This is a genomic window from Gottfriedia sp. NPDC058432 (genome assembly GCF_042721555.1).
In the GTDB taxonomy this organism is placed as follows: Bacteria; Bacillota; Bacilli; order Bacillales; family Bacillaceae_G; genus Gottfriedia.
Genome location: NZ_JBHXLC010000014.1, coordinates 84,390 through 104,439 on the forward strand (window position 1 = coordinate 84,390; position 20,050 = coordinate 104,439).

General features: G+C 32.6%; 18 protein-coding genes. 12 read left to right on the top strand and 6 right to left on the bottom strand.

The genetic code is table 11. The annotated features are described in order from the left end of the window. Nucleotides 1-100: 100 nt before the first annotated feature. Genes ACFWM3_RS15470 through ACFWM3_RS15485 form a run of 4 tightly spaced genes read left to right on the top strand, consistent with a single transcriptional unit; the run spans nt 101 to nt 2,785 of the window. A complete protein-coding gene (locus ACFWM3_RS15470; protein WP_390311978.1) occupies nt 101-649 on the top strand; it encodes an RNA polymerase sigma factor in 549 nt (182 codons plus the stop codon). Beyond that, nucleotides 646-1,107 (top strand): hypothetical protein, encoded by a 462-nt coding sequence (locus ACFWM3_RS15475; protein ID WP_056473996.1) that lies wholly within the window; start codon nt 646-648, stop codon nt 1,105-1,107. Before ACFWM3_RS15470 ends, ACFWM3_RS15475 begins: the two co-directional genes overlap by 4 nt. Nucleotides 1,108-1,121: 14 nt before the next feature. Next, complete coding sequence (locus ACFWM3_RS15480; protein WP_390311979.1) at nt 1,122-1,577, top strand: hypothetical protein; 456 nt, start codon at nt 1,122-1,124, stop codon at nt 1,575-1,577. Continuing rightward, entirely contained in the window at nt 1,574-2,785 is a 1,212-nt protein-coding gene (locus ACFWM3_RS15485; RefSeq protein WP_390311980.1) for a DUF4097 family beta strand repeat-containing protein, read from the top strand. Before ACFWM3_RS15480 ends, ACFWM3_RS15485 begins: the two co-directional genes overlap by 4 nt. A 134-nt stretch (nt 2,786-2,919) precedes the next feature. Here the strand turns inward: ACFWM3_RS15485 and ACFWM3_RS15490 are convergent, their stop codons facing one another. The 3 genes from ACFWM3_RS15490 to ACFWM3_RS15500 all read right to left on the bottom strand — a co-directional run bounded on the left by ACFWM3_RS15490 (nt 2,920) and on the right by ACFWM3_RS15500 (nt 5,553). After that, nucleotides 2,920-3,585, bottom strand: a complete 666-nt coding sequence (locus ACFWM3_RS15490; protein WP_056474004.1) for a hypothetical protein — start codon at nt 3,583-3,585, stop codon at nt 2,920-2,922. Nucleotides 3,586-3,616: 31 nt separating this feature from the next. Continuing rightward, complete coding sequence (locus ACFWM3_RS15495) at nt 3,617-4,975, bottom strand: arsenic transporter (RefSeq protein WP_056474007.1); 1,359 nt, start codon at nt 4,973-4,975, stop codon at nt 3,617-3,619. Between the two features lie 248 nt (nt 4,976-5,223). Further along, nucleotides 5,224-5,553 carry a DUF1904 family protein gene (locus tag ACFWM3_RS15500; RefSeq protein WP_056474010.1) on the bottom strand — a complete coding sequence of 110 codons (330 nt, stop codon included), beginning with the start codon at nt 5,551-5,553 and terminating at the stop codon, nt 5,224-5,226. A gap of 965 nt (nt 5,554-6,518) precedes the next feature. On the opposite strand from ACFWM3_RS15500, the gene qoxA reads away from it, so the two are divergent. The 5 genes from qoxA (at nt 6,519) to katG (ending at nt 12,830) form a co-directional block, all read left to right on the top strand. After that, on the top strand, nt 6,519-7,418 hold the full coding sequence (qoxA, locus tag ACFWM3_RS15505) for a cytochrome aa3 quinol oxidase subunit II (RefSeq protein ID WP_390311982.1): 900 nt from the start codon (nt 6,519-6,521) through the stop codon (nt 7,416-7,418). Continuing rightward, nucleotides 7,418-9,382, top strand: a complete 1,965-nt coding sequence (gene qoxB / locus ACFWM3_RS15510) for a cytochrome aa3 quinol oxidase subunit I (protein ID WP_056474015.1) — start codon at nt 7,418-7,420, stop codon at nt 9,380-9,382. Before qoxA ends, qoxB begins: the two co-directional genes overlap by 1 nt. Then, nucleotides 9,351-9,950 (top strand): cytochrome c oxidase subunit 3, encoded by a 600-nt coding sequence (locus tag ACFWM3_RS15515; protein ID WP_056474257.1) that lies wholly within the window; start codon nt 9,351-9,353, stop codon nt 9,948-9,950. The genes qoxB and ACFWM3_RS15515 overlap by 32 nt, the downstream gene beginning before the upstream one ends. Then, nucleotides 9,947-10,228 (top strand): cytochrome aa3 quinol oxidase subunit IV, encoded by a 282-nt coding sequence (qoxD, locus tag ACFWM3_RS15520; protein ID WP_056474017.1) that lies wholly within the window; start codon nt 9,947-9,949, stop codon nt 10,226-10,228. The genes ACFWM3_RS15515 and qoxD overlap by 4 nt, the downstream gene beginning before the upstream one ends. A 418-nt stretch (nt 10,229-10,646) precedes the next feature. Beyond that, the gene (katG, locus tag ACFWM3_RS15525; protein WP_390311983.1) at nt 10,647-12,830 is read left to right on the top strand and encodes a catalase/peroxidase HPI; all 2,184 of its coding nucleotides are present in this window, start codon (nt 10,647-10,649) and stop codon (nt 12,828-12,830) included. 224 nt (nt 12,831-13,054) lie between these two features. On the opposite strand, the gene ACFWM3_RS15530 is transcribed toward katG, so the two are convergent. Further along, nucleotides 13,055-14,266, bottom strand: a complete 1,212-nt coding sequence (locus ACFWM3_RS15530; RefSeq protein ID WP_390311984.1) for an MFS transporter — start codon at nt 14,264-14,266, stop codon at nt 13,055-13,057. Between the two features lie 183 nt (nt 14,267-14,449). On the opposite strand from ACFWM3_RS15530, the gene ACFWM3_RS15535 reads away from it, so the two are divergent. Then, nucleotides 14,450-15,118 carry a DNA alkylation repair protein gene (locus ACFWM3_RS15535; RefSeq protein WP_390311985.1) on the top strand — a complete coding sequence of 223 codons (669 nt, stop codon included), beginning with the start codon at nt 14,450-14,452 and terminating at the stop codon, nt 15,116-15,118. A 221-nt stretch (nt 15,119-15,339) separates the two neighbouring features. Further along, nucleotides 15,340-16,545, top strand: a complete 1,206-nt coding sequence (locus ACFWM3_RS15540) for a D-alanyl-D-alanine carboxypeptidase family protein (RefSeq protein WP_390311986.1) — start codon at nt 15,340-15,342, stop codon at nt 16,543-16,545. A 44-nt stretch (nt 16,546-16,589) separates the two neighbouring features. On the opposite strand, the gene ACFWM3_RS15545 is transcribed toward ACFWM3_RS15540, so the two are convergent. Both ACFWM3_RS15545 and ACFWM3_RS15550 read right to left on the bottom strand, forming a co-directional pair. Further along, complete coding sequence (locus ACFWM3_RS15545) at nt 16,590-17,600, bottom strand: inorganic phosphate transporter (RefSeq protein ID WP_056474032.1); 1,011 nt, start codon at nt 17,598-17,600, stop codon at nt 16,590-16,592. 11 nt (nt 17,601-17,611) lie between these two features. Beyond that, nucleotides 17,612-18,232, bottom strand: coding sequence for a DUF47 domain-containing protein (locus tag ACFWM3_RS15550; RefSeq protein WP_056474035.1), 621 nt, complete (start codon nt 18,230-18,232; stop codon nt 17,612-17,614). A gap of 324 nt (nt 18,233-18,556) precedes the next feature. On the opposite strand from ACFWM3_RS15550, the gene ACFWM3_RS15555 reads away from it, so the two are divergent. Further along, the gene (locus tag ACFWM3_RS15555) at nt 18,557-19,951 is read left to right on the top strand and encodes an aldehyde dehydrogenase (protein WP_390311987.1); all 1,395 of its coding nucleotides are present in this window, start codon (nt 18,557-18,559) and stop codon (nt 19,949-19,951) included. The last annotated feature ends 99 nt before the right edge of the window (nt 19,952-20,050 follow it).

A 20,050-nucleotide genomic window follows, 5' to 3' on the forward strand; every position in this document is an offset into this window, starting at 1 on the left:
TATTTGAGTAAAAAAATTGTTTAAAAAAATTTTATTTTTTTTGCAGGGTTTTTAAATTTGTCTTCGTCTAAAGTAATGGAACAGGAAAAGAGGTGATGCAATGGAGTCGGATGAACAATTAGTAAGGAATATAGTAAAGGGGAATCATCAACTATTTAAGGAATTAATAGTTAGATACCAATCAAAGGTATTTGCAGTAGCACTGAAAGTTTCAAATAACCAAAAGGATGCTGAAGATATTTCGCAAGATGTCTTTCTCCAATTGTATCGTTCTCTCGAAAACTTTAACGGAGAATCAAGTTTTGCCACATGGATTTATCGAATTACAATGAATAAAGCAATTGATTTTAAAAGAAAACAAGTAAAACAACAGGAAAATGAAACTAGTGAATTACTTTCTACTTTACCAGAAGAGAATTTATTATCACCTGAAGAAGCTTTAATTAAAACGATGGATAAAGAACTTATTCATTCATATTTAATTGAATTGCCACAGGCATATAGCGATGTATTGAAATTATATTATTTTGAAGAACTTACCTATGGGGAAATTGCTTTGAAATTAAATGTAGCCGTTAAAACTGTAGAATCACGTTTATATCGAGCCAAACGTTTAATTAAAGACAAGCATAAAGGAGGGATCATTTGAAACATTTAACTTCTGACCAACTATTATCGTATCAACAAAAGAAGCTTTCAAATAAAGAATCTCTTTTGCTTGAACAGCATTTAAATGAATGTATCTCATGCCAGGCGGAACTTGAACTTCTTAATGAATTAGACCAGGAATGGATGAATCCATCTGATTTCCAGTTTTCAGATGAGCTAGTGAACGAAATAATGAAACAAACTGAATCCATACAGATTACGGAAAAAGTGAATGAAAAGAAATCTAAAACAAATTCAAAAAAAGTTCGCTTAATCCATTTAGTATTGGCTGCTGCAGCAACATTTTTATTTTTCCAATTTCAATTAACTGAACGGATTACTAATTCAAATCGTCACGTTGTACAAACGATTGATCAGACGTCTTCGTTAATTGAAAAAAGTGAAAAAATTAAACTATCAATTCCAATTCCAAAAATTTTGAAAGGAAATAAAAAATAATGGAGGTACAAACTTTGAAAAAACGTAAAAAATTAGTTTATTTATTATCGATCTTACCTGGTCTTGGCCATTTTTATTTAGGATTAATGAGTCGAGGATTGCAGTTTATGCTGTTATTTTTCGGTACAGTATTTTTAACACATTTAATTTCAAGCTTTGGATTTTTTATACCGGTCATCGTATTTTATAGCTACTTTGATGCACTTCAATATCATAGTAAATATCGTGAGGACATTGAATTGGTAGATGAGCCAATCGTAAAACATCAATTTAAATTTAATAAGTTTTTAATTGGTTGGGTATTAATCGGTTTTGGTTGCTTATCTTTATTAGAGAACGCTTCTGATTATATTTCTAGACATTATAATATCTTTATTGATTATAATTTAGTACAAAATTTATTAATCAGTATTGTTTTTGTCGGACTTGGTATTAAATTATTAACTGGAAAGTCGAAAAAAGAAGCATGAGGAATTGGAAAGTAGGCACGATAACAGCGGGAATTATATTAATCGCAATTGGTTTACTTTGGTTTCTACAAAATTTTATTTCAATTCCTTATTCAAAGATTCTAATTAGTGCATGGCCAGTTGCTTGTATTTTATTAGGGATTGAAATATTACTATTCCATATAGTAAGAAAAGAAGATTCACTTCGTTTTCATGGATTTAGTATTTTTTTACTTATACTAATGATGGCTGTTTCAATCCTATTTAGTATTGGTCAATTGTTTGTCAAAGAAATTGGTTATACATTCAAGTCTAAAAATATTGAAATAAATGATTCGAAAACGATCACTTCATCAATTAATGAAGTTATTATTAAAGCTAATAATAGTGATATTAGTGTAAATGGAACGGATTCTAGTACATTAACCGTAAATGGTAATATAAGAGTTCCGGATCGGGATAAAAAAGACGATGAAAAAATATCAGATTATTACTCAGTAAAAACATTTGGTAATAAAATGATTATTGAGATTCGTAATGAAAACAATCAGATTTTTCACTTTGATAATGACAGTTCACAGCTAAATATTGAATTACCTAAAAGCATTTTAACGAATATAAATGTAAAAAATGGCTCTGTAAATTTATCAAATAGAGACAATAAAACAGTAATAAATTCAAATGATGGTCAAATCAATATTGAAAATGTAACTGGAAACTTAGTTGCAAAAACTAGAAATGGTTCGGTCAGCTTAACGAATGTAAATTTAAAAAGTGATAGTGAAATTGCAACGAATGATGGTGAAATCACAATCAAAAATATTTCTGGTTATTTACATTCCACTACTAGAGATGGTAGCATTTCGATTGAACATGCAAATATAGAAGGAACAAGCGAAATAACGACTTATGATGGAGAAATTAACTTAAGTGATTATAAAGGGAAAATTAATGCAAAAACAAATAATGGTGCAATTAATGTTGAGGATGCATTATTAAATGGTAATAGTAAAATTTCTTCTGATGATGGTGAAATTCAAATCGACCTACTAAAAGATAATAATCTAACGATCAATGCTGAAACATATGATGGTAGCTTTAGTGGTAATATTGGATGGGAAATGAAAAATAAAGATGAAAATCATACAAATAAGGCGATGGTTGGAAATGGCGAACATCAACTTAATTTAAAAACGAGGAATGGATCAATTTACGTAAATAAAGATTAGAAGATTAAGAGCCCCAAGCATTGCATGGGGCTTTTTTTACTTAAGATGCATTAAGATTTTGAAAGTGAGTGAATCGCTGCTTTTTAATCAAAAAAAAACCTTTAAATACATTTTGTATCAAAGGTAATATCCAGCTAAGGTAAGTGGACCGATTTAATATGTCCCAGTTTTAGGTAAACATTTTGTCCACTCGCTACTGAAAGTTCTATTTGATTATTATCTACTTTATTTAAAAGCCCAATCTTCATTGGATCTGTTCCACCATCAAAAATAACAAGCTTTCCAATTTCTTTTCTAAGCTGAATTTCTAAAGATCTGTGTATTGGTGTAGTAGGTGGATGAACTGATAGTGTCTCATTTGTTAAATTATATGGCACCACTCTATGGTTATATGGTGTGATCCATTTTAAATGTGATAAAGAAATATACATTGTATGAAATACAGGTGAGTAAAATACAAGATAATCATTTAATACGTTCATAATATAGCCATGAAAAGTTATATTACCAGTTACATAGATTTCTGAAAATATTCCTTTAGCATTTAGTAAAATTTTACGATAAGAAATTGTCTCCATTTCCTGCGTAATGGATGGTTCATTAGGGTTATTTATTTTTTCTTTTAAATCATTATTTTGATATACCATATGGATATGCATCCAAGGGATATAATAATATTTTATGCCGTTAAAAAGGACTAAAATATCTTGTCCTAAATCAGTAAGAATTCCTTCGAATATGACGTCTCCAGATAATCTTACCGAGACTTGTTCTCCAAGTAATGTAGATACATCACTCACGTAGATCTCCTCCTAGAGGTAAAAGTATTGATTAGTGTGCGAATACTAATTGTACCCAGTAGTATAATAGAAACAATGTAACAACCGTTGTTAATGGGATAACAATTATTGTAACGCCTAAATAATCTTTCCATTTTACTTTAATTTTATTTTGTTTTAATATGTGCATCCAAATTAATGAAGCAAGAGTACCAATTGGTAATAATAATGAACCCATGTCACTTCCGATGATATTTGCAAGATAAATCGTTTTTAAAGTGATTGGGTCAAGACCCATTTCAGTTAGTGTAATTGTTCCAATCATAAGCGCAGGGTGATTATTGAATAGATTTGATAAAACAGTTACTAAACCGCCCATAATAAAGCTCGCTTGGAATAATCCTTGATTAACGATTGGTTCACATTCTTTTACTAAAAACTCCGTTAAACCAGCATTATGAAGCCCATAGATGATTACGTACATTGAAAATGCAAAAATTAATATTTGCCAAGGTGTCTTTTTTAAGATATCTGTAGGAGTTGTTCTTAAGTGGTACCATCTCCAAATTAATAAGACTAAGGAGCCAAGTACCGCTACTAATTCAATTGGGATTGAAAAGTAAGATGCAACGAATAACAAACATCTCATTAAGAATACGAAAGCTAGAACTTTTAACATAAAATTTGTACGTTTCTTTTTCGTTTCAACTGAAATTTTTGTTTTTAGTGGATGGAAGTTTTTTATAAAGAACGATTCTTCAATATCGTCTGTTGAAATTGGTAAAGTCTTAGGTAATTTATTTTTTAAAACAACATACATGAGCACCGACATAAACAATAAACCTAATGTTGCAGGGACGAACATCATTGCTGTATGCATATAAAGTGTCATATGCACAATCTTTAACGCGATTAAGTTTACAATATTACTTACTCCGATTGGCGCACTAGATGCTGTCGCAATAAGCGCTCCAGATAATAAATATGGAATTTGTTGGTGTGGTTTTAGACGAAGATTTTTTAATAGAAGTATTAAGATTGGAGTTGTAATTAGAATACTGCCATCATTGTTAAAGAGTAAGGTCATCAAAAAGCATAATAGTTGGATATACCAATATAACCGATACCCAGATCCTTTTGCCAAAGTAACTAGTCGAGCTGCTGACCAATGAAAGAACCCGAAGCTTTCTAAAATAACTGCCATAACAATTGTTGCAATAATTGTAATTGAAGCTCCACCGATTTTCGTTATTATGTCATATAAATCGTGGCGACTAACAATTCCAGTTACTAGAATGATTATTGCTCCAATTGAAGCAGGCCAAGCTTCATGAATTCCTTTTGGTCTCCAGAATATGACAGCCATTGTCATAATGAAAACAAATGCTGTCATTGCAATTTCAAAATTCATTTTTATTCACCTTTCCCTAATCGGTAGTATTTTTTTGTGTCCTACTTGTCCGATTAATATACTAATATTCAATTTTACTAATCATGTACTTAGTTAGTTGACCATTTTTTTAAGTTTGTATATTTGTCCACATAGTTGAAATGTCCCGAAATGACATCGTCCTATAGGTACACATGCCCCGGAAATATCGATTTTTACCGAAAAAAAAGGTCAGCCGATTTGCTGACCTAAATTATTTCGAAATATCATTATGAAAATCTCTTCCCATTTATATAATAACAATCCTCTTGATATGTAATAAAAGCAATTTCAAATTCAGGAATATTTAATGTGTTAATATGTTTCTCAATTGTAGCTGCGAAACGATCTCTAGTTTCAACTCCACGTTCAAACCACTTCACTTCAATAAATGGAAAACTTTCTACAATTTCGCCATTAAAAATTGAAGTTGAATGAATACAATCAACCGTAAAATTATCAGTTCCACATTCACAAACCACTGCGAGTTCATCGATCAATGGCTTGCTAATTTTGCAAATATCATCAGTTGAAATCCCTTTAATTAATAATTGAGGCATAAATGTCCCACCTTTTTTTCTCCAATTATAACTTAAATTACGTTGAAAATTAAATGAGTTTAATTTTTCTAAGTAGGTTTTCTATGTTTACATAGAATTCGCTTATCTTTAAAAATAAGGAGTTAAACAATATTAAAACTTCCTATATAGATTGTACAAAAAAAGAAATCAGTAGAGGGTTCAAAGGAAAGAAGTGACAATTCAAAATTTGCAAGCAGGAAAAAACTTAGTATTGAAAAATCCAACTTTGATTGCAAAGTGCTTTATGAACATATTATATTAATCATTTGGTATATAGAATATTTCTGTTTCTAATAAAAAAACCAATAATTGGTATTGATAATCATTTTCAACTATGATAATCTAAAATTAATAAAAGAAGTTTAAGAAATAAACCATTGTTTTTCTTAGTTCTTCGTTTGTATGCACATTAAAAAGTAAAATGTGGAATGCGACCCTAGACCCCCCAAAAAAAACCTAAAGAAGAGAAGAACGTGCTAGGACAGTAGTTTTTCTCTTCACCAAATTAATAACCCTGTATTTTGACGCAGATCATTCTGCGTTATTTTTTTTGTGCGAAAATACAGATTATTTCGTGAAATTCTATAAAAAATATTATACTAATTTACTAATATGTATGTTTCAAAAATGTGAACGAAAAGTTAATCAAAATCTAATATTTGTCTAAAATGTGAACGTTGTGAATAAGTGAGCAATCGAGTAGAGCCGTTGGTATATATAGGTTATTAAGAAAAAATCATATTTTCAAATATGTCTAAAATGTGAACACTGTTTTTTTCCTTCCAAAAAGGAAATTAATTGTTTGTTTTTTTAATTAAAGTATCTTACTATAACTGTGGACATTGTTTGTCATTTTAGTGACAATTTATAAAAATACTTATCTAAGAAATAATTCAAAAAAACTATTTTGAACTTTTACTTACGTTATAGGAAGGAAGAGCGAAATGAAAAAATTTCTAATGGGCATGATGATCATGCTGGTTGCATTAGTAATGGGTGCTTGTGATAAGATTGCAGTTCTTAATCCAAAGGGTCCAGTTGCTAAAACGCAAGCGGATACGATTATCTTCTCAATGTTGATGATGTTAGGAGTTTTACTAGTAGTTTACATTCTTTATATTGTTATTCTATATAAATATCGTGCTAGTAAACTTCCAAAAGATTACGAACCTCCTCACGAAGAGGGAAGTAAAACGCTAGAAATTATTTGGACTGTCATCCCAATAATTATTGTTGCAGTTTTATCTGTAGTAACTGTTAAAACAACTAATGCAGTTGAAACTGTACCAAAAGGTCATGAAAATGATAAACCGCTTGTTATTTACGCAAGTTCTTCAAACTGGAAATGGCATTTCTCTTATCCTGAACAAGGAATTGAAACTGTTAACTATGTAAATATTCCAACGAATAGAAATGTAGAATTCAGACTTTATTCATTCGGTCCGATTACAAGTTTTTGGATTCCACAATTAGGTGGACAAAAATACGCGATGAGTGACATGGTAACTAAATTAAATTTTGTTGCTTCAAATGAAGGTTCTTACATTGGTAAGAACAGTAACTTCAATGGTAAAGGCTTTGCTGGAATGGAATTTGAAGTACTAGCAATGAATAATAAGGATTTTAACGGCTGGGTGAAAGACGTTAAAGGAACAGCTCCTGCTTTAACAGAAACAGAGTTTAATAAATTACTAAAAATTGAACATTTAGGTAGAAAGACATATAGTTCAACTCATTTAGGATTTAGACCAGCTCCAGAAGGTGTAAATGCAGGACATCAACATGGTTCTATGAAGGATTCATCTGATCACCATGACATGGATAATATGGAGGGGATGAAATAATGGGTTTTAAATGGGATCACTTTTTTGTAACAGGTGAACCAATGATCTATGGCGCAATGGTGAGTATCGTTGTTGTAACTCTTGCTATTGTAATTGGTTTAACCAAATTTAAAAAATGGGGTTATTTATGGAAAGAATGGTTAACAACTGTTGACCATAAACGTATCGGTGTAATGTATATTCTGTGTGCATTATTAATGCTATTCCGTGGTGGAGTAGATGCTTTATTAATGCGTGCACAGTTAGCAGGACCAGATTTAAAAATATTAGATGCACAGCATTATAATGAAATTTTTACAACTCACGGCTTAATTATGATTCTGTTCATGGCGATGCCTTTCATTATTGGATTAATGAACATCGTTATTCCTTTACAAATCGGAGCTCGTGACGTAGCATTCCCTTACTTAAATGCAGTAAGTTTCTGGTTATTCTTTGCAGGTGCAATGCTTTTAAATTTAAGCTTTGTTATCGGTGGATCACCAGATGCTGGTTGGACAGCTTACTTCCCTCTAGCTAGTAAGCAATTCAGCCCTGGAGTTGGGAATAACTATTACGCAATTTCGCTTCAAATTGCTGGTCTAGGTACATTGATGACTGGTATTAACTTTATCGTTACAATTTTAAAAATGCGTGCTCCAGGCTTAAAATTAATGAAATTGCCAATGTTTACATGGAGTATATTAATTACAAACGTTATTATCGTATTCGCATTCCCAGTATTAACTGTAGCTTTAGCATTAATGATGTTTGATCGTGAGTTTGGTACTCAATTCTTTACGATGGCACATGGTAATGATATGCTTTGGGCGAACTTATTCTGGATTTGGGGACATCCTGAAGTTTACATCGTTATTCTTCCAGCTTTCGGTATTTATAGTGAAATTATTGCAACCTTCTCAAGAAAGAATTTATACGGATATAAGAGCATGGTTGTTAGTATGATCGCCATTTCTGCTTTAAGTTTCCTTGTATGGGTTCACCATTTCTATACAATGGGTCAAGGCTCTGTTGTAAATGGCTTCTTTAGTATTACAACAATGGCAATAAGTATACCAACCGGTGTTAAAATATTTAACTGGTTGTTTACATTAAGAAAAGGTAAGATCGAATTTACCGTTCCAATGTTGTACTCACTAGCATTTATTCCGATCTTTACAATCGGTGGGGTTACAGGAGTAATGCTAGCTATGGCAAGTGCTGACTACCAATATCATAATACGATGTTCTTAGTTGCTCACTTCCATTATGTATTAATTCCAGGTACTGTTTTTGCGGTAATCGCAGGATTCTACTATTGGTTCCCTAAAGTATTTGGTTTCAAATTAGATGAAAAAATTGGTAAGATTACGTTCTGGACAATTATCGTTAGCTTTAACGTAACATTCTTCCCATTATTCTTATTAGGATTAAAAGGTATGACTCGCCGTACTTATACTTATAGTGCAGAGTCAGGTTTCGGACCTTTAAACTTGATTGCTACAATTGGAGCTGTCGGGTTAGCAGTCGGATTCTGTTTACTTGTTTACAATATTTATTACAGTGTACGTTACGCACCAAGAGAAACAACTGGTGATCCATGGAATGCAAGAACATTAGAGTGGGCAACAAGTAGTCCAATTGCTCCTTATAATTTCGCAGTTATTCCAAAAGTTGATTCTTTAGATCCATTCTGGAAAGCTAAAAAAGAAGGTAAATCTTTACTTGAAGGCGAGATTACAGATATTCATATGCCAAGTAATAGTGGTATACCTTTCATTTTAGGTGCAGCATTTATGGCATTTGGTTTCTTCTTAATATTTGAATGGTGGGTACCAATGATTGTATTTGCAGTTCCTGTCGCACTATGCTTAATTGCACGTTCTTTCCAACGCGATCATGGCTACCATATTCATAAAGAAGAAATTATTGAAACAGAGAAAAAATTACGAGGTGATCATTATGAGCAGCAGGCCTCTGTATAGTCTAGGTGAAGAAAGTTCTAATAAGATTCTAGGCTTCTGGATATTTTTAGGAGCGGAGATTGCTTTATTCGGAACATTGTTCGCAGTTTACTTCACTTTAGCGAATAACACTGGTTCAGCACCTACTCAAAAAGAATTATTTGAGATGAAAGGTGTAATGATAGAAACATTTGCCCTATTAACAAGTAGTTTTACGATTGGTTTAGTCGTGAACGCAATAAAATTAAATCACAAAAAAGCTTTTATAAGCTTCCTTGTTTTAACACTAGCTTTAGGTGCAGTCTTCCTTGGAGTAGAGATTACAGAGTTCTTTACTTATGTTCATGAAGGTGCAACAATCCAAAGTAGTGGAGCACTATCAGCATTATTCGTATTATTAGGTACTCACGGTGCCCACGTATCATTCGGTATGTTATGGGGTATTGCAATCTTAATTCAAGTTTCTCGTGAGGGAATTACAGAAACTACAGCAAACAAAACATTTATTTATTCATTATACTGGCACTTCTTAGACGTAGTATGGATCTTTATCTTCAGTTTTGTTTACGTGAAAGGACTGATTGGATGAGCGCATTATTCCCTAAGCATCAAGTGGTTGGCTTCATCCAATCACTTGTTCTAACAATCATAGCTTTAAGTGTTTACTATTTAAATTTACCATTTAATGTATCATTTATTATTTTAATTGTAACTGCATTATTACAAGGCGGTCTTCAGTTAATTGTTTTCATGCATATGAATGAAAATGAAAACAAACGTGTATTATATATAAATTTAGGCTACGCAGTATTTATTGCTGTAGCAATTGTCTTCGGTACTCTTTGGACATTAGTTTGGGGTATGTAATAGTTAAAAGCTCTTCGATATTCGAAGAGCTTTTTTTTTGCATTTTTAAAGTAGATTTTTGATTAACCTACACAACTTAATACAAGACGTTTTATTAAGAAAAATAATAAAATAGCAGGTCGTGTGGTATTGAATGTAGAAATAAGTATTAAAAAATATTCGAGGCTATATTTGTGAACGATCGTTCCAATTCAGCTAAAGGATACTAAAGTTGGACAAAGTAGTCCGCTAAAAAAGTTCATGTCATCAATTGTTCACAATGTTATGAATTATATCTTATTTTTGATAGTTATTTCTATTATTATATGTAATAGTTTAATATAATGATTGCATAATAATTAATCATATCTTGTTTGAAAGGTAATACAAGATACATAATTATTTGGGTATTTATTTACTAATAAGGAGGAATACAAGTATGGAAACGAATGACAATTCTAACGTTGCAAAGTGCCCGTTTAATCATGGTAGCACTACTACTCCTAAATCAGGTGGTACAGTAAATAAAGACTGGTGGCCAAACCAGTTAAATTTGAACATTCTACACCAGAATGACAGAAAATCTAACCCTATGGATGAAGAATTTAATTATGCAGAAGCATTTAACAAGTTAGACTATCAAGCACTTAAGCAGGATCTTCACACTCTTATGACAAACAGTCAAGATTGGTGGCCAGCTGATTATGGACATTATGGTCCATTCTTTATTCGTATGGCTTGGCACTCAGCAGGTACATATCGTACAGGTGATGGCCGTGGTGGAGGAGGAACGGGTACACAGCGTTTTGCTCCACTAAATAGTTGGCCTGATAATGGAAATCTCGATAAAGCCCGTCGCCTGCTTTGGCCGATTAAGCAAAAGTATGGTAATAAGATTTCTTGGGCTGATTTATTTATACTAACAGGTAATGTTGCTATAGAATCAATGGGCGGTAAAACATTTGGTTTTGGAGGCGGTCGCGAAGACGTTTGGCATCCAGAAGAAGACGTCTACTGGGGTAATGAAACGGAATGGCTAGGGGATAAGCGATACACAGGTGATCGTGATCTTGAGAATCCACTGGCTGCAGTTCAAATGGGTCTTATCTATGTTAACCCAGAAGGGCCAAACGGTAATCCAGATCCTATTGCAAGTGGACGTGATATACGCGAAACCTTTGCTCGTATGGGAATGAATGATGAAGAAACAGTTGCACTAATCGCTGGAGGACATACTTTTGGTAAAGCCCACGGCGCAGGAGATGCTGCTCATGTTGGTCCAGAACCAGAAGCAGCTCCGATACATTCGCAAGGTTTAGGCTGGCTAAGTACTCATGGCTCTGGTAAAGGTCGTGACACTATTACTAGTGGTATTGAAGGTGCCTGGTCTGCAAACCCTACAAAATGGGATAATGGTTACTTTGACTTATTGTTTAAATATCAATGGTGGCTTACTAAGAGTCCAGCAGGTGCGTTTCAGTGGCTTGCTGTAAACCCTGAGGAGCAGGATCTTGCTCCAGATGCAGAAGATCCAACCGTTCGTGTTCCTACAATGATGACTACTGCTGATATGGCATTGCGTTTTGATCCAGAATATGAAAAGATAGCTCGTCGTTTCCATGATAATCCAGAAGATTTTGCCGATGCATTTGCTCGTGCATGGTTTAAACTAACGCACAGAGATATGGGGCCACGTTCAAGATATCTAGGTCCGGAAGTTCCAGAAGAAGTTTTAATATGGCAAGATCCTATACCTGCTTGTGAAAATGAAATAACTGATGCAGAGGTTGAAAAGATCAAATTAATGATCCTTGACACAGGACTTACAATTAGTGAGTTGGTAAATACTGCTTGGGCTTCAGCAAGTACTTTCCGTGGCTCAGATATGCGTGGTGGTGCTAATGGAGCTCGAATCCGTCTAGCTCCACAGAAGGACTGGGAAGTAAACCAGCCAGACCAACTTGCAAAAGTACTGAATGCACTAGAGAGTATTCAAAACCATCTACATAAGAAAGTCAGCATGGCCGACTTGATTGTACTTGGTGGTAGTGTCGCAATAGAGAAAGCTGCACAAGATGCAGGTTTTGATGTAAAAGTTCCTTTTACTTCAGGACGTGGAGATGCAATACAAAAGCAAACAGATTTAGAAAGTTTTGCAGTGCTAGAGCCGATCGCTGATGGTTTCAGAAACTATCAAAAGAAACAATATAGTGTAAATTCAGCAGAGCTATTAGTAGATAAGGCACAACTATTAGGCCTTACCGCACCAGAAATGACTGCACTTATTGGCGGCTTGCGCGTATTAGGTACAAACTATAATGGCACACAACACGGAGTGTTTACTGATCGAGTTGGCACACTTACTAATGACTTCTTTATAAACCTGCTAGACATGGGAATTGCGTGGACACCTGTTGACGGAGACGTATTTGAAGGACGTGATCGCAAGTCAGGTGAGAAAGTACGTACTGCAACTAGTGTGGATTTAGTGTTCGGTTCAAATTCAGTGCTACGCGCGATAGTAGAAGTGTATGCTCAAGACGATAACAAAGAGAAGTTTGTGCGTGACTTTATCGCTGCATGGGTTAAAGTCATGAATGCAGATCGCTTCGACCTTGCGTGAGATAACATAGATTATGAAAAAACTAAACTTAATAATATAATTCAAAGAAAAATCCTTCCTGAACAATCAGGGAGGATTTTTCTTGGTAAAGGATGAAATTGTTGCTGGCAATCATTCTAAAAAAAGCAATGTATATTATCTTCATACAAAAGGCTGTCATATAGACAGCCTTTTTAGGTTGTAAATTAAGATTTAAAAGAGCTTATAGGAAAATACTTTCTCACTTAAGCTGATTTTTTTCGATCATTTGGTAGCATAAAAGCTACTAAACCTAGTAGTGGTAAGAAGCTACATAAATTCATTACGAATTTTAAGCTAGTAGCATCGGCAATTACACCTAATAATACTGCTCCTAAAGCACCCATTCCAAATGCTAAACCAACTATTAATCCACTTACTAAACCAACTTTTCCAGGAACTAGTTCTTGAGCGTAAACAACAATTACACTAAAAGAACTTGAACTAATAATTCCTATTAAAAATAAGATTGGAATAACTGCCAGTAAAGAGATATGAGGTAATAATAAGGCTAATGGAAATGTACCTACTAATGAAAACAAAATCATATTCCGTTTTCCGAAGCGATCAGCTAGCGTTCCACCTATGAAAGTACCTATTACGCCTGCAATCATAAAGATAAATAAATATAATTGTGTGCTTTTAATCGATAAACCATAACTTTTAATTAAATAAAACTGATAATAATTTCCTATGCCCGCTGAGTACCAAGAACGTGCAAATGTAATAAATACAAGCAGTATAATAGCAAATTTTACTGCTGATGTAATTTTGATACTTTCACCAGAAGACTGACCTTTTTCTTTTAATTTAAACGGGTTTTCTTTCAGTTTATTTCGATACCATGTGGATACGTAAATTAATACACAAATTCCAATGGCAGCTAGGATTGTAAACCATGCAGCACCTTTTTGTCCTAGTGGTACGAAAATTAGTGCAGTAAAGATGGGAGCTAGTGAGTTCCCAGTATTTCCGCCTACTTGGTAGATAGCTTGCGAGAGTCCTCTTTTTGTACCAGACGCTAAAAAGGCAACTTTTGAGCCCTCTGGATGGAAGATGGCAGAACCTATCCCAATTAATAGAACAGATAATAATACAATAAATAAATTAGGAGCAAATGCTAAGCAAAGCATTCCTAATAAACTGGATGCCATTCCAATAGGTAGGAGAAATGGTGATGGCTTCCGATCGGAAAAGATCCCGAATACGGGTTGCATTACAGAGGAAGTCATATTTAGCGCAAAGGCTATGAATCCAATTTCTGTATAAGTTAAATTCATGGTCTTTTCTAGAATTGGAAATATGGCTGGTACAACTGCTTGCATAGAATCATTTAATAAATGCCCTAAACTGATTGCAAATAAAATTTGATACATTGTTGACTGATTAATAACCTTTGTATTAACTGCTGGTTGCATAATATCCTCCTTTCTTATTGACGTATCTATCATAAACTAATCTTCGGAAAATTTACACAATTTTGCTCCATACACTTTTCATTAATCTTGATGCTCATTTATAATAGAAGAAATAATAAGTAGCTATGCTAAGCGAATTTTTTAATAAAGATGATCACGATTGTAATCGATAGGGAGTGTAGGATGGACAACTATTCAACAGAACTAATGAGATTTTTTAAAGAGCATAAAAATGATATAAATCGGCCCGCAATGGAAGCATATATGAAAAATAGATTTGCATTTTTAGGAATTAAAGCACCAGAACGGAATGCACTGTTGAGACAGTTTCGAATGAGTAATGGCGAACCACCAAATTTAGAATCAATAATAGATATTTGGAGCTTAGAGGAAAGAGAATTTCAATACATTGCATTGACGTGTTTGGACCGCCAGTATAAAAAAGCAGAGCTTGAACGGGTAAAATTATATGAACAACTAGTAGTCGAAAAGTCTTGGTGGGATACAGTTGATACAATTGCTGGACGATTAATTAGTTATCATTTTTTAATTTATCCAGAATTGATTGATGAGTACGCTAGTAAGTGGATAACTTCGGATAATATGTGGCTGAATAGAGTAGCTTTATTATTTCAAATGAAGTTTAAAGAGAAAACTGATCAAGAGCGTCTATTTCATTATTGCCGACTACTCAAAGAAAGCAAAGAATTTTTCATTCAAAAAGCAATAGGTTGGGCGTTGAGAGAATATTCCTATATCAAGCCTAAAGAGGTTAAATTATTTATCAAACAAACTAATGTATCACCTTTAAGCAAAAGAGAGGGATTAAAATATATTGATAAATTAAAGTAATAAATGTGTCGATTTTCCGGGAAATAACCGATATATTTTATTTTAAGTGAAAACTATTGCTAAATTAAAGTTAGTTGAGACATTAGTATGAAAAGGTTATAATAGGTGCATTATTGTTTTTTTAAACCACTCCTCTTTTATAGAGTAGCTAATTTAAATTTGAGTTATGTAAACTGTACGAAATAACTAAATGAAAAAAGTTCAAAGGAGATTTAGTGTTCATGAAATCTACTTTTAATAATATTATAAAATTATGTCTATGTATTAGCTTAATTAGTAGCTTCTTTATTCAAAAAACTGTACACGCAGAAGAAATAAAGCTATTTAGTGATAAAGCAATTTCAATATTGGCTGATAGTGGGGAAGTAATTTATAGTAAGAACGCAGATAAAGTTGATTTCCCAGCTAGCACAACTAAAATAATGACCGCAATGGTTATGATGGATCATTTAAAAGAGAATGATAAAATTCAAATGACTAAAAGAAGTGTCCAAGAAGAAAAAAGTAATTCTCAAATCCTTTTTTCTGAAGGAGAAGTTTTAGATCGAAATACAGCATTAAAAACAATGATGATTTTAAGTGCCAATGATTTAGCATATGCTATTGGCGAAAGAGTTGGCGGAAATATGGACAACTTTGTAAAAATGATGAATGAAAAGGCTAAAAAGATTGGCGCAAATCACACAAATTTCATGAATCCAAATGGTCTTCACAATGTAAATCATTATACAACTGCCCATGATTTAGCTTTAATAACAAAGGAAGCTTTAAAATACCCATTAATCATTAAAGCAATGGGTACAAAAGATGCTCGTATTAATACATCTAAGCAAAAGAATGTATATATTTTTAATCGTGGAAAAATGTTTAAAAATCCTTACTTCTTTGCAGGGAAAACTGGATACACTGATTCTGCTAGGAATACATTAATTGAAATAGATAAAAAAGACGGCCAAATGATTATTAATATTTTATTACGTTCATCAAAACCGCAATATCTACAAGATATTAAGTTATTAGATTCCTATGCATTTTCAAGAATCCATAAAAAGACTCTTATAAAACAAAGTGATTGGCAGAAGGAATTAAAAATAAGAGATGATTTAATTCAAACAAAAATACCGAACGATTTATCTTTTTTGACGGCATTAGGCGCGAATACAAATTACAATATTAAATTAAAACCCATAAATTCATTAGATAAATCATACAAGGAAAATGGGATTTCTAATAATCAAAAACTTGGGACAGTTGAAGTATGGGCCAATAATGAAAAACTTTTTAGTTCTGAGTTATTAGCTGCTAAATCGTATGACCGTCCGACAATCCTTTCTATGAATACATTTATTATTGCAGGATCGGTAATTTTACTTTTGGTGTTAATATTTTTTATTACAAAACCAAAAAGGAAAAGAGAATATATGTAAATAAAAAAGGCGAATCGTATTTTTTACGTTTCGCCTTTTTATTATTAAAGTAAGATTAATTTTAGAATTTGATAGAAAATTGCTGCTACTGTTGCTGAAATTGGGATTGTAATAATCCAAGTGATTACCATTCGTTTTGCAGTACCCCAATTTACATCTTTAACACGTTGTGCAGAACCTACCCCCATAATAGAAGAAGAAATTACGTGTGTTGTACTTACTGGTAAATGTAAAGCAGTAAAGGTGAAAATAATAGCTGCTGAAGATAAGTCAGCTGCTGCACCGTTAATCGGGCGAATTTTCATGATTTTACCACCAACAGTTTTAATAATTTTCCAACCACCAACTGAGGTACCAATTGCCATTGCCATAGCACAACCGATACGTACCCATAATGGAACGTCCGCACCTGCTGGTTCAATTTTAGCGGCAATTAAAGCGATCATGATAATTCCCATTGCTTTTTGTGCATCATTTGTACCGTGTGTAAATGACTGTAAAGAAGCTGTGAAAATTTGAACTAATCTAAAGCCTTTATTCGTTTTAGATAGGTTAGAACGTCTAAAAATAGTTGCTAAAATCGTCATAACAATAAAACCAAGCGTAATTGCAATGACAGGTGAAATTAATAAAGCTTCGATAATTTTAATAAAACCGTCCGCCTCTAAAACGCCAAATCCTTTTGCTGAGACAGCAGCACCAGCAATTGCACCAATGATTGCATGAGAAGAACTACTTGGAATACCGAAATACCAAGTTAATAAGTTCCAAAAGATACCGCCTAATAAAGCAGCGATTACGACAACTAGTCCGTTTGAGCCTTCAATTGTAATCGGATCAACGATACCAGTCGTAATCGTTTTGGCAACTCCTGTAAATGTGATTGCACCAATGAAATTCATTAGAGCTGCTATTAAAATAGCTGTACGTGGTTTCAATGCCTTTGTTGAAACGGACGTTGCAATTGCATTAGCAGTATCATGAAATCCATTAATAAAATCAAACAAAAATGCAAAAATCACGATTAATATCGTAAGTAAAAATAAATGCTCCATTTTATGACTCCTTACGCATTTCGCATGATAATTTGCTCAAGAGTGTTTGCTACATCCTGTGCACTATCAGCTACAGATTCTAAACCTTCGTAGATTTCTTTATACTGAATAATTTTGATAGGATCTTTTTCATTCATAAATAGTTGCTTAATTGAAGTACGTAATAATTCATCACATTGAGATTCGTAATCTTTAATTTTTATTGCATGAACGCGGATTTCTAATAATTTTTTATTTGAAAGTAATTTAACTGCAAGTAAAATTTCTTCAACAGCTTTTTGAAGAATATCAACGAATTTAACCATATATTCATCAGCAGATGTGATTGAATACATTTCAAATCGAGCTGAACAATGTTCAAATCCATCTAATACATCATCCATTTTCATTGCAAGTTGTAAAATATCTTCTCGCTCAATTGGAGTAATAAAGGTTTTGTTTAATTCAACGATTAAAGAGTGAATAAACTTATCACCTTTTGTTTCATATTCTTTCATTTCTTCTTGAAACTTTTTTAAGTCGCTTGCATTTTTTATTTTAAAATCAACGTAATACTTTGATGAAACGTGCAAGTTTTCAGCTATACTTAAAAGCTTTTCAAAGAATACATCCTTTTTTTGTCCAAAAAACATTATGATTCCTCCAACTAAAACATATAATTTATTATCACCTTCACATTTATCAGTTAATTTTAAAATGTCAGAAACTATGTAAAAATGTCGAAAAAAGTAAAGGCCACGTTAATAATAATAATTGGTTTTTGAAATTAATCAATTAAAAACGTTTAATTAATTTACAAATTTACAATATCTTTACATTCCCTTAACAAAGTTAATATTTCGATTTCTACACTAAGTTAATATTAATAATAGTATTCACAGAATTATTGACTTTATGTGAGATTTTAATTTAGCATTAGATTATACGTTTAAACTATTGGACTAAAAAAGGATGTGATGATTTTGGAAAGTACATATAAAGCATCTGAAATTACACAATTAGTAACTAAGCAAAAAGCATTTTTTCAGACTGGTTCAACTAAAACTTCAAATTTCCGAATTGAACAATTAAAAAAATTATATAAATCAATCGTAGAGAACGAAGATGAAATAAAAATAGCCTTAAAAAAGGATTTAAATAAGTCAGATTTTGAATCCTATATGACTGAAATAGGATTTACTTTAAAAGAAATATCGGAAGCAATTAAACAGATTAAAAAATGGATGAAGCCTAAAAAAGTTAAAACTCCGATTACGCATATTGGTACAAAAGGATATATTTACAGAGAACCGTATGGAGTAACATTAATTATCTCCCCTTGGAATTATCCATTACAATTAACGATGGCTCCATTAATTGGTGCAATCATTGGGGGAAATACTGCTATTATTAAACCATCGGAATTAACTCCAAATACATCAATCATTATTAATAAAATAATTAATGAGAATTTTGATAAAGAATATATCGCAGTAGTTGATGGTGGAATTGAAGAAAGCACGATCTTATTACAACAAAAATTTGATTTCATCTTTTTTACTGGCAGTGTTCAAGTTGGAAAAATTGTGATGGAAGCAGCAAGTAAACATTTAACGCCATTAATACTTGAATTAGGTGGGAAAAGCCCAACAATTGTACATAACGATTCGAATATCCAACTAGCTGCGAAAAGAATCGTTTGGGGGAAATTTACGAATGCAGGACAGACTTGTATTGCACCAGATTATATTTATGTCCACAAATCAGTAAAAATGGACTTTATTGAGGCTTTAAAGAATGAAATTGTTCAGTTTTATAGTAATAAACCTTTGTTAAATAATGATTATACAAAGATCATCAGTGATCGCCATTTTAATCGTTTGGTTGGCTTTTTGAATAATGGTGAAATCCTACATGGAGGGGAATTTGATCAATTATCTCATAAAATCGAACCGACTTTAATTTCTGATCTATCTTGGGATTCACCAATTATGTCTGAAGAAATATTCGGTCCCATTTTACCAATCCTTACCTATGAAAATATAGATGAAGTAATATATGAAATTAATCAACACCCTAAGCCATTAGCACTATATGTCTTTACAGAAAGTAAACAGATAGCTAATAAAGTAATTGAGAGAGTCCCATTTGGTGGTGGATGTGTAAACGATACTCTTTATCATATGGCGAATCCGAATTTACCTTTTGGTGGGGTAGGAGAAAGTGGTTCAGGAAATTATCATGGGGAGTACAGTTTTGCTGCATTTACACATGAGAAAAGTGTCCTTTTACAAACAACTAAAATTGACTTGAAAATTAGATATCATACAACAAAAAACGCTTTACGGTTTATTCGTAAATTGTTAAAATAAAGGTTAATTGTAACTAAGTTTCTTAGCTCCTTGACAAAAGGGGCTTTTTATATGTTAAAAATAATTTATTCATTTTTACATAATAATAAAATATTAATA